This is a genomic window from Exiguobacterium sp. s123 (genome assembly GCF_018617075.1).
GTDB lineage: Bacteria > Bacillota > Bacilli > Exiguobacteriales > Exiguobacteriaceae > Exiguobacterium > Exiguobacterium profundum.
The window spans coordinates 23,971-38,172 of record NZ_JACSJL010000002.1; the positions used below are offsets into that span (position 1 = coordinate 23,971).

Consider the following 14,202-nt stretch of genomic DNA (forward strand, 5'->3'; position numbering starts at 1 on the left):
TAGTGATGCTATACTCCTTTTAACAAATCGTTCGTCACTGTATCTTTATCTTTAAAGGAGTACAACTAATGAAAAACAAGGTAATACTTATCGCTTCTAGTGTCTTACTCACAACAACTTTTTCGATGCATAGTCCAAAAGTCGAAGCAAGTAGTGCATATAACGTAAAAGTGAAGACAGACGATCTTCGTGTTCGGATTGGTCCTTCTCTTAATCACAAAATTGTCGGCATCACTAACACTGGGCAGACCTTTTCTTATTTAGGAAAAAAAGGAGCTTGGACAAAAGTACTTTACAAAGGAAACACACGGTATATCTATAGTTCTTACCTAAAAAAATATAAGAGCCACGTTGCCAAAAAAACATCATATAATAACTCTCTTTTTGCTTCTCCTACAGAAGGTCGGCTGACCCAAGGATACGGAAACTCTAATGGTGCTTACGGTTATACATTCCATAATGGCGTTGATCTAGCTGCAGCAAAAGGCACACCCGTCTACGCTTCTGCCAGTGGAAAAGTCATTACATCTAAAAACAGCGGTGCATCCGGTAAACACGTTATGATTTCACATAGTCTACAGAATCAAAAATACGTAACCGTTTATGCTCATATGAACAGCCTTTCGGTAAAAAGTGGTCAGACAGTCTCTAAAGGTATGAAGATTGGAACAGTTGGGAATACAGGAAACTCGTTCGGAAATCATTTGCACTTTGAGATTCATAAAAACAGTTATAAATACAGCAGTTATTCTGCAGCGAATAGTGTCAACCCAATGAACTATTTGTAACCTAAAAAAAAGAAAAGATTAGACTGACCTAGCTATATGAGACACTAATAAAAATACCTTGATTAGGCTACCGCCACGCCATATTTTATCGGTGTGAGGTAGCCTAATTTTTCTTGGATACGTTCTTCGTTGTAGTAAGTTAAGTAATTATTCACCCGCTCACGCACTTCATAGTCGCTTAACGAGTTGAACTTGACGTACTGGAACACCTCAGACTTCAAGTTCGAATGAAACGATTCGATCACCGCATTATCCCAACAGTTGCCTCTTCGAGACATGCTGCTCGTCAGATACTTCCTCTTTACGAAATCTTGAAAGGCATATGATGTATAGACACTTCCTTGATCTGAATGGATGATAACCCCTTCGGGATTGTTCCGACTCTCCAACGCCATCCTTAACGTATCGATGACGAGGGGCGTCTGTTGATGATCGTATAGCTTATAGGCAACAATCTCATTGTTGAATAGGTCGATGATCGTGGAGAGGTACTTCGTCGTGCCCCCGTATTGGATGTAGGTGATGTCCGTCATCCACTTCTTATTCGGTCTACTGGCAGTGAAGTCTCGCTTGAGAAGGTCAGGGGCAATGACGATACTCTCACCCTGAGACTTCCATTTTCGTTTGGGTTTGATCCGACACTGGAGATGGTGCTTCTTCATGATTCTCTGTACGGTGTTCCGGTTTGATGCCAATTCATAGGTTTGTTCTAACAGGGCCTTTATCTTTCGATGTCCATATCGATACTTTGTAAGCTTACATACTGCGACGATTGTTTGCTCTAGCACCGAAGGGTGCTTCACCGGTTCTCTGGCCCAACGGTAATAGGTTGCCCGCGGAACGTCTATCACACGTAGGATTGTCGTGACTGTATATTTGCTCCTCAGGAGCTCTACAACCTTTAGGACTACTTCTTTCTCAACTCTCTTTCGATCTCCATGAATTTTTTTAAGATTTCGTTCTCCGTCTTCAGGTGGGATAGTTGACGCTCTTTCTTGTCATCCTCGCTGGCGGAATCAGGACCGAGTCCGTAGGTGTACTGCTTCCCGATCGGTTGGCCGAATCGATAGATTTCATTGGACCGATACCATCTCATCCATGTGTGAATCTGGGATTCATTTTTGATTCCGTGTTTCTCCATAATCTCTCTAGTCGTCAACTCACAACTTAGTTTGTCTCTCACCACTGCCCATTTCACTTCACTTCACTTCACTTCACTTCACTTCACTTCACTTCACTTCACTTCACTTCACTTCACTTCACTTCACTTCACTTCACTTGAATATACGTTTTTGCCCACGCAAAAACACCTCCGATGCCAGCACTTTTTTAAAGTGGACCACTGCGAAGGTGTTTTTATATTGTCTCAAAAATTTAGGTTAGCCCAAAGTTAGATTTTTTTATGTCCAATTTTTATGGGGCAGTTCACAAGAATTTGAGCTTTTTCATAGAATTAAATGATTTTTCTAAGGTGTTTAACTGTCTCTATCAACTTTTGTACAGCTAGCGATATATTTTATACGTCTTTTATTGGCGAGAGACGCCGCTTGATTTCGTTGATAGACAAGTAAAGCGTATAATTCCCGTATTCAAGAATCGAATTTAGAAAGAGATTCAGTTCTTCCTGAGATGTCACTTTTATTTTTAGGTGGTAACATCCTTCTCCTGATACACGATGGGCTTCCACTACTTCTTGGCGCTCGTTTAGAAATTGAATAAACTTCTCATGATTGGACGTTTTCATAATGCTTACAACATTGAAACCGATGAAGAAGATATTCGTTATTCATGATTCATCACACATGTGAAATATTTCGCTGAACGCTTTTATGCTGGAAAAATATTGAATGAAGAATCCGATCAACTATTTGAACAGATTGCGAACATCTACCCAAAGGCCATGAATGGTTCATTCAAAGTACGGGACTACCTTAAACAGTTGCACGGTGTGACAATTCCTAATGAGGAACTAGCTTATCTAGCCGTTCATATTCATCGACTGACAACTAATATGGATTTGAATAAACAATAACTTTCTTAATTACCTGGTTCTTTTTGACGAAGACCAGGTTTTTTCTATACTGAACAAAAAAATATCCATTTTTTATAATCGAGCAGCTATAGGCCGCATGACATATGTGTGTTTTTCACCACTGATTCGATTTCTTTAAATCGGCGTGACGGGCTCCTTTAATAACTTTTTCAGAAAAGATAAAAGGAAAGAACAACTTTGCTCTTTCCTACAATTTCAGTCAAGTGTTAATAATTATTTATACATCGCACGTCTTCATGCTTAGTTTTGGGATGACAGGGCTTCTGCGGTTCGGATTCCACTACAATCCAACGCCCTCGGCTGAATTGAATCCAAAGGACGATCGCCTTAAAGACGATGTCTAGACCGATGGCGATCCACACTCCTGCAATGCCCATCTGCATCTGAATCGCCAATACATATACTGCCCCAGTCCGGATCACCCACATACCGATCGTGGTCAGATACATTGGAAACTTCGTATTGTTTGCTCCTTGGAATCCACCGGTCAATACAAGGACAACTGCTAGGAAAGGCTGGAAGACCGCTGCTATTTTTAACGCGACATCGATGTCTTTGATGACTTGGGGATCGTCGGTGAAAAGTGAACCTGCCCATCCTCCGAAGAAGAATAAGACGACCCCGAATAAGGACATGAAGCCCATCGCCATGAACGTGCTCAATCTGGCATATTCTTTGGCGGTCTCGTGGTCTCCCGCTCCGATGTTGCGACCGACGAGAATGGTTGCTGCTGTCGCGAAACCATATGCCAACATATAAGAGAACACCTCTAGATTCCCTGCAATTTGATGCGCGGCGAAGGTGTTCGTCCCGAGTACCACGATGAATCCGAAATACACGATCTGTCCGGCTCTCATGACCAATCGCTCGATAGCCGCCGGGCTTCCAAGGTTCACGAGCTCCAACTGGTGTTCGAGATCCGGTCTCCAGAAATCTTTCCTGAAGGCGATCACTTCCGTCTTACGAATATAGTTCATCAATAAGAGCGTCCCGACGAGCCGGGCGATGACGGTCGCGAGTGCCGCTCCGACGAGACCAAGTTCGGGGATGATCCAAAAACCGAAAATCAACATATAGTCGAGCACAATATTGACGACATTGATGACGATGCTTACCTTCATCGGTGATTTTGTATCTCCCGCACCTCGTAAGATACTACTGAGCACAAACATCAATGCCATCACGATCGATGGGATCCCGACAATTTTGAAGTAGGTGCTACCAGCTTCTAAAACGTCATTCTCCACCCCCATCAACCTCAGGAGAGGCTCAGCGAAAAATAGCGTCACGACCCCAAAGGTCACCCCGACCACGACAGATAGGACGATGGCCTGCTGCGCGATATGTCTCGCGCGCTCGATTCGTTCTGAGCCTAAGTTATTGGCGACATAAACGTTTACTGCCACACCGATTGCCATAAAGACAGCAAAGTAGATGGCGAGGATGGCATTCGTCACTCCTACCGCTGACACTTCTGCTAGGCCGATTCTTGAGACGAACAGCGTATCGACAAATCCGAGCAACGTTTGGAAAAAATTCTCGGCAATCGCTGGTAACGCGAGTAGAAGGATGAATTTCATCTTGGTTTTTCGATCACCATGAGTGTCCAGCCGCTCACTTTCTATCATCTGAGTCCTCTCCTTCGAAAATTATGCTTACAACGATTACAGGAAAGCGACCCAACGAGGAACCATGGGTCGCTCATGGTCAATCTGAGACACGAATGACGAAAGGATAGGTGTGCACAGTCCCATGGAACTGGAATTCGGCCCAGACCTTGTATAGGCCAGGTTTATGGAAGACCGTCTCAAATTCCGTCGTATCATGAGAAGAAGGATGCACATGGATAAACTGTTCTCCGGCTTCATCCAAGATGACGACATGACCAAGTGCTCCAAGGTATGGCTCCGGGTTACTTTCTTTGGTGTCATAGCTGAAGACAGTCGGGACATGCGCTTTTAAAGAGTCAATCGACAGCTCGACGGTATGACCTTCGATCGTCTTCGTCAGACGCTCATCCACTTTAAGTGACGATTCGATAGAGGAAGAGGACTGATGATCAATCTGTAAGTGAACCGGCTTCACTTGATATGCCAGTCCCTTAGGCTGAATATCCACGAAGAGTTTATACGCCCCTGCCTCAAGTTGGACGGGGTGCTCGAATCGACCCTCACCCTTTTTAAACGGATGGAGGTGTCGGTACTCAGTTAGGTCTTCGTTCACGAGAATCAAATGGAATTCCTTTTCATGGCTGACTTCGAGTTCCGGGGCTTGCTGATGTTGATCCTTTAACTCGATACTGATTTTCCCGAATTCATATTTAGCCTCTACAGACACTTCATTTCCCGTCAAGTTCTTCATATGATGATGTCCATGGTCTTTCACGTTTAACACTCCTTTGTGTAGTCCTTGATCGCACCGTCACTCGACCTCCATTACTTGCAGCAAGAACAGCCGATTTTAACGGTCGCCTCCGTTACCTCGTAGCCATTCTCTTGAATTGCGGTTTCAATCTCAGAAAGTGTGAGTTGGCTTTCATCGAACGTCACGTCCACCTCTCCCGCCGAAAGATTGACCTTCACTGATTCAATACCCGCTAACTTTCCAACGTGTCCTTCAATCTTATTGATACAAGATCCACAAGACATATTCGCTACCTGAAATGTTGATTTTTTCATTATATGTTCCTCCTGATTATTTAATTACCATACATGGGTAGGGTGTAAAAGTATCGATTTTTTTACACCCTCGCCACCTTATGTTCGTGTCCCTCATTGCGCGACACGCTTTCAACAGGTTCTGAGAGTGAGCTATCGTTGCTTATCGTAGCAATGTTAGAATCTCCTCTTTGTTGTTCTCGAAGCCAACAAAGTACTTCACTACTTTTCTCTTTCTGAGCATCCCTTTTTTGTAGAAGACAAACAGTGGTACGATTCGATTTCCTGATATCGCTACCATTTCTTGTTCAAGGTCAAGGTTCACACCCACATCTTTGTTCACATAAGAGACTGAGATTGTTTTTAAGTATTTTTTGGCATCCTGACAATCTGAACACGTCGGACGCGTGTAAAGTTCGAGCTGTAGATCTCTATCCATCCCAATTCCTCCTTTTATTTGATCATCGAAGGCTTAAATCGTTTCAAACGGAGTGCGTTCACCAGGACCGAGACTGAGCTTAAACTCATGGCCGCTCCAGCAAGTATCGGGTTCAATAAGGGCCCACCAAGAAGATAAACAATCCCCATCGCAAACGGGATACCCATGACATTATAGGCAAATGCCCAAAACAGGTTCTGTTTAATATTGCGGATGGTTGACTTGCTCAATTCGACAGCTGTAGGTACATCCATCAAATCGCTTCGCATCAAGACGATGTCTGCAGATTCGATCGCAACGTCAGTACCCGAACCGATCGCGATTCCGATGTCTGCTTGGGCCAAGGCTGGTGCGTCATTGATTCCATCACCGACCATTGCGACCTTCTTCCCTTCGGCCTGTAACTTCTTCACTTCGTTCGCTTTGTCTTCAGGTAACACTTCACTCAGTACCCGATCGATCCCGACCTGTCTCGCAATCGCCATGGCCGTACCTTTGTTGTCTCCGGTGATCATGGCTACTTCGATACCCATTCGTTGAAGTTTCTGAATGGCTTTACGACTGTTTTCTTTGACGGTGTCTGCGACAGCGATGATCCCTGCGATTTGTTGGTCAATCGCGATATACATCGGCGTCTTGCCTTGGTGTGCGAGTTTGTCTGAAGCGCCTTCAAGGACATCCAGTGAGATGCCGCGGTCTTTCATCAATTTTCTGTTTCCGGCAAGCAAGACTTTTCCGTCGATCAGTACTTCGATCCCGTGCCCTGGGATGGCTTCAAAACGATCGATATCCATGACACGCATCATTCTGTCCTCTGCCGCTCTTACGATTGCTTCGCCCAATGGATGTTCAGACCCTTTTTCAGCGGAAGCGGTCAAGCGTAACAACTCATCTTCTTGATGTCCATTCACTGTCACGATATCTGTCACTTTCGGTTTTCCTTCAGTGATCGTCCCTGTCTTGTCGAACACGATCGTCTGGACTTTATGGGTCGTCTCCAAGGCGCCGCCACTCTTGATCAACACACCATTCTCAGCACCTTTGCCCGTACCCACCATGATTGCTGTTGGTGTGGCCAAACCTAGTGCACAAGGGCAGGCGATGACCAGTACTGAAATCGTGATCGTCAAGGCGAAGAGGCCGGTCTGACCGCCTAAATACCATGCAATTCCTGAAAGGATCGCGACGACGATGACAATCGGTACAAAGTATCCGGAGATGATATCGGCCAGTTTTGCGATAGGAGCTCGAGAGCCCTGTGCATCCTCGACCAATTTGATGATTTGAGATAGCGCCGTATCCTTACCGACTTTCGTGGCTCGGTATTGGATGATCCCGTTCTTGTTGATGCTGGCACCGATGACTTGAGCACCCACATTTTTTTCAACAGGGATACTTTCACCGGTCAGCATGGATTCGTCTACAGACGTATTACCTGATAGAACCACGCCATCCACCGGAATCTTCTCACCAGGCTTTACGATAATCGTGTCGCCGACGATGACTTCGTCGATTGATACTTCTAACTCTTGTCCGTTGCGGACGACCTTTGCCGTCTTAGGTGCCAGTCCCATCAATTTTTCAATCGCTTCGGATGTTTTACCCATCGTCCGGACTTCAAGATATTTACCTAATGTGATCAGCGTGAGAATGACTGCGGCTGTCTCATAGTAGAGGCTATTCACGTATCCCTCATAACCTGAGAGGATAGCCATGGTAGCACCGACGCTATAGAAGAAGGCTGCGCTCGTCCCTAGTGCGACAAGTGAATCCATATTCGGATGCCCTCGGAACAATGTCTTAAATCCGACGGAGAAGAATTTCCATCCGAATAACATCACTGGGATGGTCATCATGAGCTGCAAGACAGCGAACAATTCTGGGTTCATCGTTGGATGCAATGCCATCGGTAGGGGTAGGCCGATCACATGCCCCATCGCCACATAGAGTAATGGAATCGTGAAAATCGCCGACCCTACAAATCGGTTCCACATCGATTGAATTTTTTTCAGTTTCTTTTCTTTCTCGGTATCTTGACTATCCGCTGATTCTTGGTCTTCTCTTGCCTCATATCCGGCGTTTGCCACCACTCGGATGACATCTGATACAGTCACCAGCTGAGGATCATATCGAATGACTAATTTTTCTGTCGCCAAGTTCACATTCGACTCAGTCACACCCACCATTTTCCTCGTGGCCTTCTCAATCGTCTGCACACATGAGGCACAAGTCATCCCTGTGATGACAAATGATCTTTGCTCGGTCTCAGTTGAGGCCTTGTAGCCAGCCTTCTCGACGGTCGTCTGAATATCTAGCGGCGAGATTTTCGTCTCATCGTAATGAATGCTCAATTTCCCTGTCGCCAGGTTGACGTTGGAGGTCACTACGCCAGGCAATTTTTGGGTTGCTTTTTCAACTGTCTGAACGCAGGACGCACAGGTCATCCCTTCCACTGCAAATGTCTTACTCTCCATATCGTCTTACCTCCATTTTTATTGGGCCGATTCGACTTCGTATCCGACCTCGCCCACAACTTCTTTAAATTCATTCACACCTAGTCGTGATTCGTCGTACTTCACTTTTGCGATGCCTTTCTTCAAGTTGACCTTCGCACTTTCAATCCCATTCAGACCTTCAAGTGCTGACTCGACTTTGTTGACACAATGAGCGCACGACATACCTTTAATCGTTAAAATCGTTTTTTCATCTTGAATCTCCTCCTATTCAACACATTCATGACGTCATTTCAAACTCAATGTCTGGATCCACAGGAATGGTCCTGACATCTGCATTGACCTGGGGTACAAGTACATGGAATGTTTTCCACCGCTTCACCTTCCTTCATCTCAAGGATTTTTTTGAGATTCTCGATATCCTGTACACTTAGTGTCGCTTGTGTGATCATCGTTCCGATGGTGTTCCCGACATCCCTGTCACAGATATGATCGAGTAGATCATGTAACGTCTCTCTGATGACGTCGCCTTCAACGATGTTGGCAGAGTAGATGAATTTATTCCCCTCGGCCTCGGTTGAGAGCATCCCTTTTTTCACGAGCCTCCCTATGAATGTCTTCGTCGTCGCAGGCTTCCAGCTCATCTTCTTTTCCAATACCTCGATGATTTCTTTACTGGTCACGTGCTTTTGGGCCCAAACGACACGCATGACTTCCCATTCTGAATCCGTTATTTGTTTTTCGACATGTTCAGCCATTTGTCCAACCTCCAAATTTTAAGTTTACAATCGTAAACGTTTTATTTGTTTTTAGTTTACAATCGTAAACGTTTGCTGTCAACCATTATGTTTTCGGGTTCGATATTCAGTCGTCATTGGCTATATTCTTGTCTAGAAAACTCTTCAATGCCTCTACAGAGGGCTCGGGTGCTGTGGCTCAATCGAACTCTCCTATTTCTTAAAATCAAAAAAGTAGGATGTAATAAAACAAAGTAGGTGCTGCCTTTAAGGTTTTGTTGCTGAGTTCCTACAATCAACTTGATAATTCGATTGCTATTTTCGTATGGAGGCACCTTGGTTAATGAAAAAGTGTAAGAAGGGATACATTTCGACGACGAAATGTATCCCTTCTTACACTACAAGTTCCATTCAATGTTTGAACTCCCAAAAAAGCTCTCATCCAATTAATCTGAATATAGAAACTAAATGTATTGTATACAAAAAATAATCTAATGAGACCAAGGTGACATCATTCAGTATGTTACAAGAAGTAAAAAACATATTCAGTCTCCTATGGTTCAACGCTAAGTATCAACCAATTATTCGAGAAATTGATTTCGTTAAGCGATAAACAATTACCGGTCTCATGGGCAATTGAGAGGAAATATCAACTTATTTTCGAAGTGAATTTACTAAGCAACAAAATATAATCCACTAATCGATCATTGAAGTTCTATCTCTCTTTACGCTCACAAAGGAAATAGCGAACACCCCATCAATCTCTGCTTGCTCCTCTGTCACGACTTCTTCGATTTCGTACAGCATCCGGTTCTTGACCAGGTGCTTTCCTCATGTTGAGATAGGTTTCAACTAACCACTCTCCATCAATACAAAGCGATACGACGATAGTCTACTATCCATAAATTTTTGGTGACTATGCACAATGTACGCATTGATTTAGGGTTAGAGTGGATTCAGCGAATAACATCAAAGAAGGGGCCTATAACGTGTGAGCATCTGTTGCTGATTAGAGCGGCTTCCCGAATTCCGGGCGCCCTTCTTCATTCCACGTGAACACTTGTGCGCGTGTATGACGGTTCGGATCGTAGAGGGGATCCCCTTCGATTTCCGTATACGTCCGAGCATGGTAAATTAGGACATCCTCTCCCTTCTCGTTCACGGTAAAGCTATTGTGACCCGGTCCGAATTGATTCACGTCGGCATTCGTCTGGAACACCGGCCGGAACGATTTCGACCACGATGCCGGGTTTAACACATCAGCGTCCTCCGAGGCGCACAACATACCCATGCAGTAATTCTCATCGGTCGCACTCGCCGAATACGTGATGAAGATGTGGCCGTTTCGCTTCAATACAGCCGCCCCCTCATTGACGAGGAAACCACGTGTCTCCCAGTCATACTCAGGCTTCGTCAGCATGACTTGCGGCAATTTGATCGTCCATGGGTTTTCGAGTTCGGCGATGTATAAATTAGAGTTCCCCTCGATGGCCGGATCTTTTTGAGCCCACACCAAATAGTGAGTCCCTTTATGATCAAACACGGTTGCATCGAGTGCGAATGAATCCCACTCGGTCTGAATTTGGCCTTTTTCGGCCCATTCCCCTTCGAGCGGATTTGCCGATTCGTTCTCCAATACGAACATGCGGTGGTCGAACAGACCGTTGACGATGCCCCGCGACTTCGCGGCCGCAAAATAGAGGTACCACTTGCCGTGAATGTAATGCAGTTCAGGAGCCCAAATCAAGTCGCTCATCGGGCCTGTCTCGTGTTTGACCCATGCGATCACCGGCTCCGCCGTCCGAAGCGCTTGAAGCGACTTGGCGCGGCGTAACTCAATCAAGTCATACTCAGGCACCGACGCCGTGAAGTAGTAATAGCCATCCGTATGCAAGTAGACCCATGGGTCGGCCCGCTGTTCTAAAATCAAATGTCGATCCTCTACTTGGTTCATCTTACTACCTCCTCGTCACGTATCGGTCGGCCGAACACAGGACCGGCTTCATCCCAAATGAACGGTTGGACACGCGTATGTCGATTCGGGTCCCAAAGCGGGTCCCCGACAATTTCTTTATAGTTGCGGGCGTGGTAGACGAGTATGTCTGTCCCGTCTTCTAATGTCGTAAAACTGTTGTGGCCCGGTCCATACTGACTCGCCGCTTCATCGGTTCCAAAGACCGGTTCGGGATGCTTCGTCCAACTCGCCGCGTCCAATAAATCGCTCGTCACCGTAGCGCGCAGAAGGCCCATGCAGTAGTGATGGTCCGTCGCACTCGCAGAGAACGTGATGTAGATGTGGCCTTTCCGTTTCAAGACGGCCGGGCCCTCGTTCACGAGGAACCCAATCTTCTCCCAGTCATACTCCGGCGTCGCAATCATCGTCTGTTGCCCTGTGAGCGTCCACGGATTCTCCATCTCCGAGATGTAGAGGTTCGAGTTACCATCGATGGCCGGGTCTTTTTGGGCCCACACATAATAAAGGCGCCCCTCGTGCTCGAACGTCGTCGCATCAAGCGCGAACGATTCGCACCAAGTCCGGACCTGTCCTTTTTCGACCCATTCCCCTTCGAGCGGATTCGCCGAGCTGTTCTCGAGCACATACATCCGATGATCGAAGACGTGATCTTCTCGCGCGGCCGCGAAATAGAGGTACCATTTCCCTTGGATATGATGTAATTCCGGGGCCCAGATGTTCGCACTCATGATGCCCGTCTCACGTTTGGTCCAGACGACTCGTTCTTCCGCCTCGGTCAAAGCCGCGAGCGTCTTCGCCCGACAGAGCGGGATGCCCGTGAAGTCCGGCAACGAGGCCGTGAAGTAATAATAGCCATCTGTATGGCGCATGATCCATGGGTCCGCTCGTTGTTCCACTAGCGGATTCGTGATCGTCTCTCTCATAAAGAACGCTCCCCTATCTCAGATTCTGTTCGGTTCAAACTCATATGTTTTAACAGTGTGTGTCGTTCTCTCAAACGGTACGCCTCTCTCTTGCTACTCGCCAACAGGAGCGAGGAGACCCCGATCTCGTCCGGCCGCAGCGGTGCCTGTAACGCGTGGAAGATGTGTTCGAACTCTTGCCGCGTCGGCATCTGCTCGGCCCACGCCCGTAGCGCGCCCGGCGTGTCGGACCATTCAAGCATCATTGTTTTATAGGAATCGATGAGTTCCATCGTGGCGATGGCGACTTTCGTTCCATGGAGGACCGCCGGACGATGGTTGGCGATGAAGTCCATCTCCCAATAGTGGGACAAGTGATGCTCACCCCCGGAAGCTGGATGCGAATGACCGAAAATCAACATGGCGACTCCGGACAATAGTAACGACTCCATCAGTTGATCCAATCCGTCCGCGTCTCGTTTATAGATGGCAGGCAAGGCGTCCACACACGATTGTAACGCCTGTTCCGTCAGTGATGCGGCGCCCGGACAAAACGGTTCACCGCCGTCAAATGCTCCGAACCGCCAGTCCAACAAAGACGTGTATTTCCCGAGCATATCGCCGACCCCGGCCGCGATCAACGCGTCCGGCGCCTTCCGAATCACCTGACTCGGGACGAACACCGCAATCGGAGAAACAAGCTGGTACGTGATTTTCTTGCCTCTCACAATGAGAGGCGCCCCTTTTGACGTGAAGCCGTCCACTGACGGCGCGGTCGGCACCGAGATGAACGGTACTTTCGTTTTGGCCGCACAGAACCGGGTGACGTCATGAATCGTGCCGGCACCTAGCGCAATGAGCGCGTCGACGGTTTTATCTTGTTGAAGCAATACTTGTACGACCGAGCGCTCCTCCGCCAACACGTCGCCTTGCTCATCCGCTTGAAGCGAGACGAGCGACACATCAACTCCGATATCAATCAAGGCTTCTCGTAGCGGGAGAAACCCGACGCGCTCGGTATTCATGTCGGCGACGACGAGGAGACGGTTCCACTCTTTTTCGTGGACGAACGCAGCCAATTCGACCCAGACGTGTTCGGACGCGACCATCCGTTCAATCGTGATCGCGTGATGGGGGTTCCCGCAATCACAAGCTTGAACGTGTTCGTTAATCTGTTCGAGGTTCATCGGCTGACTCCTGTCTCGACGCGGTACGTCGTTTGCCAACGGTACGTGTCTCCCGCCTTCAAGCGAATCGACGGGAACGTTTCGTGGTGAAACGCATCAGGGAGGTGTTGCGGTTCCAGACAGACGCCGTAGTGACGTCTCGACGTCCCTTCACGCAATGAAGTCGTCTCGTTCATCTGATTGCCAGAATAGAGGATGATGGCCGGGGCCGTCGTCGAGATCGTCAACTCTCGCTGTGACTCTCGCTCATATAGTCTCGCTTCCCGTCGCTCCGCGAAGACGAACGGATGGTCATAGCCGTTGACCAATTCGTTTTGTGGATGGGTTGACTCGAGACCGTCCGCCAAGACACGACCAGACCGGAAATCAAACGCTGTCTGATCGACTTCAAGCAAGCGACCCGTCGGAATCAAATCATCCCGCAGCTCAGCGAACGTGTCGGCGGACAACGTAAGCTCATGGTTCAAGATGTCCCGCTCACCTCCGCTCAAGTTGAAATACGTATGGTTCGTCAAATCACACACCGTATCTTGATCAGAGGTCGCCTCGTATGTGATGGTGACGCCGTGGTCGGCCAGTTCGAACGTGGCGCGGACATCGAGTGTCCCGGGATATCCGTTCTCTCCGTCCGGACTGACGCAATGAAGCGTCACACGGTCGGACGTCCTCTGTTCGACCGTCCAGACGCGACGGTTCAACCCTTTTCCGCCATGAAGGTGATGGACACCTTCATTCGCAGGCACGTGATACGTCACGCCATCCAGGTCGAACGTACTCTGGTCGATCCGTCCGGCGACCCGTCCGATCGTCGCACCCAAATAATACGTGTCCTGCATGTACGCCTCGACTGTGTCGTACGACAAGACGATATTTTTCCAGCCGTCATCCTGAATCGAAAATTCTTGCAACGTCGCTCCGTAAGTCAATATGTTCAATCGATACACATCGTTCTCGAGCGTAATTGTCGACTCGTCAATCGCTGTTTCTAGTTGCCGCTTCATGACATCCACT

General features: G+C 47.4%; 15 protein-coding genes. 2 read left to right on the forward strand and 13 right to left on the reverse strand.

The window, feature by feature from the left end; genetic code table 11:
* Positions 1-68: 68 nt before the first annotated feature.
* Entirely contained in the window at positions 69-788 is a 720-nt protein-coding gene (locus KNO72_RS03985; protein WP_214757310.1) for a peptidoglycan DD-metalloendopeptidase family protein, read from the forward strand.
* A 62-nt stretch (positions 789-850) separates the two neighbouring features.
* Here KNO72_RS03985 and KNO72_RS03990 read toward each other — a convergent pair whose 3' ends face one another.
* Together KNO72_RS03990 and KNO72_RS03995 are read right to left on the reverse strand one after the other, a co-directional pair.
* Positions 851-1,768, reverse strand: coding sequence for an IS3 family transposase (locus KNO72_RS03990; RefSeq protein ID WP_214687706.1), 918 nt, complete (start codon positions 1,766-1,768; stop codon positions 851-853).
* Between the two features lie 536 nt (positions 1,769-2,304).
* Positions 2,305-2,532: an Lrp/AsnC ligand binding domain-containing protein gene (locus KNO72_RS03995; protein ID WP_214686849.1), complete on the reverse strand. Its 228-nt coding sequence runs from the start codon at positions 2,530-2,532 to the stop codon at positions 2,305-2,307.
* Between the two features lie 60 nt (positions 2,533-2,592).
* Here KNO72_RS03995 and KNO72_RS15605 point away from each other — a divergent pair, with 60 nt between their 5' ends.
* A complete protein-coding gene (locus tag KNO72_RS15605) occupies positions 2,593-2,820 on the forward strand; it encodes a PRD domain-containing protein (RefSeq protein ID WP_270810937.1) in 228 nt (75 codons plus the stop codon).
* 227 nt (positions 2,821-3,047) lie between these two features.
* Here the strand turns inward: KNO72_RS15605 and KNO72_RS04005 are convergent, their stop codons facing one another.
* The 11 genes from KNO72_RS04005 to KNO72_RS04055 all read right to left on the reverse strand — a co-directional run bounded on the left by KNO72_RS04005 (position 3,048) and on the right by KNO72_RS04055 (position 14,192).
* Positions 3,048-4,469, reverse strand: coding sequence for an MATE family efflux transporter (locus KNO72_RS04005; RefSeq protein ID WP_211779491.1), 1,422 nt, complete (start codon positions 4,467-4,469; stop codon positions 3,048-3,050).
* Positions 4,470-4,548: 79 nt separating this feature from the next.
* A complete protein-coding gene (locus KNO72_RS04010; RefSeq protein WP_236355812.1) occupies positions 4,549-5,226 on the reverse strand; it encodes a hypothetical protein in 678 nt (225 codons plus the stop codon).
* A gap of 50 nt (positions 5,227-5,276) precedes the next feature.
* Positions 5,277-5,519 (reverse strand): heavy-metal-associated domain-containing protein, encoded by a 243-nt coding sequence (locus KNO72_RS04015; protein WP_214686850.1) that lies wholly within the window; start codon positions 5,517-5,519, stop codon positions 5,277-5,279.
* Between the two features lie 142 nt (positions 5,520-5,661).
* A complete protein-coding gene (locus KNO72_RS04020; RefSeq protein WP_029595503.1) occupies positions 5,662-5,937 on the reverse strand; it encodes a glutaredoxin family protein in 276 nt (91 codons plus the stop codon).
* Positions 5,938-5,951: 14 nt separating this feature from the next.
* Positions 5,952-8,411 carry a heavy metal translocating P-type ATPase gene (locus KNO72_RS04025; protein ID WP_214730669.1) on the reverse strand — a complete coding sequence of 820 codons (2,460 nt, stop codon included), beginning with the start codon at positions 8,409-8,411 and terminating at the stop codon, positions 5,952-5,954.
* 18 nt (positions 8,412-8,429) lie between these two features.
* Positions 8,430-8,651, reverse strand: a complete 222-nt coding sequence (locus KNO72_RS04030) for a cation transporter (RefSeq protein ID WP_353047965.1) — start codon at positions 8,649-8,651, stop codon at positions 8,430-8,432.
* Between the two features lie 38 nt (positions 8,652-8,689).
* Complete coding sequence (locus KNO72_RS04035) at positions 8,690-9,148, reverse strand: CopY/TcrY family copper transport repressor (protein ID WP_214730660.1); 459 nt, start codon at positions 9,146-9,148, stop codon at positions 8,690-8,692.
* A gap of 988 nt (positions 9,149-10,136) precedes the next feature.
* Positions 10,137-11,081, reverse strand: a complete 945-nt coding sequence (locus tag KNO72_RS04040; protein WP_214684162.1) for a glycoside hydrolase family 43 protein — start codon at positions 11,079-11,081, stop codon at positions 10,137-10,139.
* Positions 11,078-12,025 carry a glycoside hydrolase family 43 protein gene (locus KNO72_RS04045; protein ID WP_214757312.1) on the reverse strand — a complete coding sequence of 316 codons (948 nt, stop codon included), beginning with the start codon at positions 12,023-12,025 and terminating at the stop codon, positions 11,078-11,080. Before KNO72_RS04045 ends, KNO72_RS04040 begins: the two co-directional genes overlap by 4 nt.
* Positions 12,022-13,191: a sn-glycerol-1-phosphate dehydrogenase gene (locus KNO72_RS04050; protein ID WP_214684159.1), complete on the reverse strand. Its 1,170-nt coding sequence runs from the start codon at positions 13,189-13,191 to the stop codon at positions 12,022-12,024. Before KNO72_RS04050 ends, KNO72_RS04045 begins: the two co-directional genes overlap by 4 nt.
* Positions 13,188-14,192 carry an aldose epimerase family protein gene (locus tag KNO72_RS04055; RefSeq protein WP_214684157.1) on the reverse strand — a complete coding sequence of 335 codons (1,005 nt, stop codon included), beginning with the start codon at positions 14,190-14,192 and terminating at the stop codon, positions 13,188-13,190. The genes KNO72_RS04050 and KNO72_RS04055 overlap by 4 nt, the downstream gene beginning before the upstream one ends.
* Between the last annotated feature and the right edge of the window lie 10 nt (positions 14,193-14,202).

Bases quoted from the DNA above. Each gene is read 5' to 3' on its own strand.
- KNO72_RS04045 (WP_214757312.1), bottom strand. From the start codon at position 12,025: ATGAGAGAGACGATCACGAATCCGCTAGTGGAACAACGAGCGGACCCA.
- KNO72_RS03995 (WP_214686849.1), bottom strand. From the start codon at position 2,532: ATGAAAACGTCCAATCATGAGAAGTTTATTCAATTTCTAAACGAGCGC.
- KNO72_RS04020 (WP_029595503.1), bottom strand. From the start codon at position 5,937: ATGGATAGAGATCTACAGCTCGAACTTTACACGCGTCCGACGTGTTCA.
- KNO72_RS04055 (WP_214684157.1), bottom strand. From the start codon at position 14,192: ATGAAGCGGCAACTAGAAACAGCGATTGACGAGTCGACAATTACGCTC.
- KNO72_RS04050 (WP_214684159.1), bottom strand. From the start codon at position 13,191: ATGAACCTCGAACAGATTAACGAACACGTTCAAGCTTGTGATTGCGGG.
- KNO72_RS04040 (WP_214684162.1), bottom strand. From the start codon at position 11,081: ATGAACCAAGTAGAGGATCGACATTTGATTTTAGAACAGCGGGCCGAC.
- KNO72_RS03985 (WP_214757310.1), top strand. From the start codon at position 69: ATGAAAAACAAGGTAATACTTATCGCTTCTAGTGTCTTACTCACAACA.
- KNO72_RS04005 (WP_211779491.1), bottom strand. From the start codon at position 4,469: ATGATAGAAAGTGAGCGGCTGGACACTCATGGTGATCGAAAAACCAAG.
- KNO72_RS04025 (WP_214730669.1), bottom strand. From the start codon at position 8,411: ATGGAGAGTAAGACATTTGCAGTGGAAGGGATGACCTGTGCGTCCTGC.
- KNO72_RS04035 (WP_214730660.1), bottom strand. From the start codon at position 9,148: ATGGCTGAACATGTCGAAAAACAAATAACGGATTCAGAATGGGAAGTC.
- KNO72_RS04015 (WP_214686850.1), bottom strand. From the start codon at position 5,519: ATGAAAAAATCAACATTTCAGGTAGCGAATATGTCTTGTGGATCTTGT.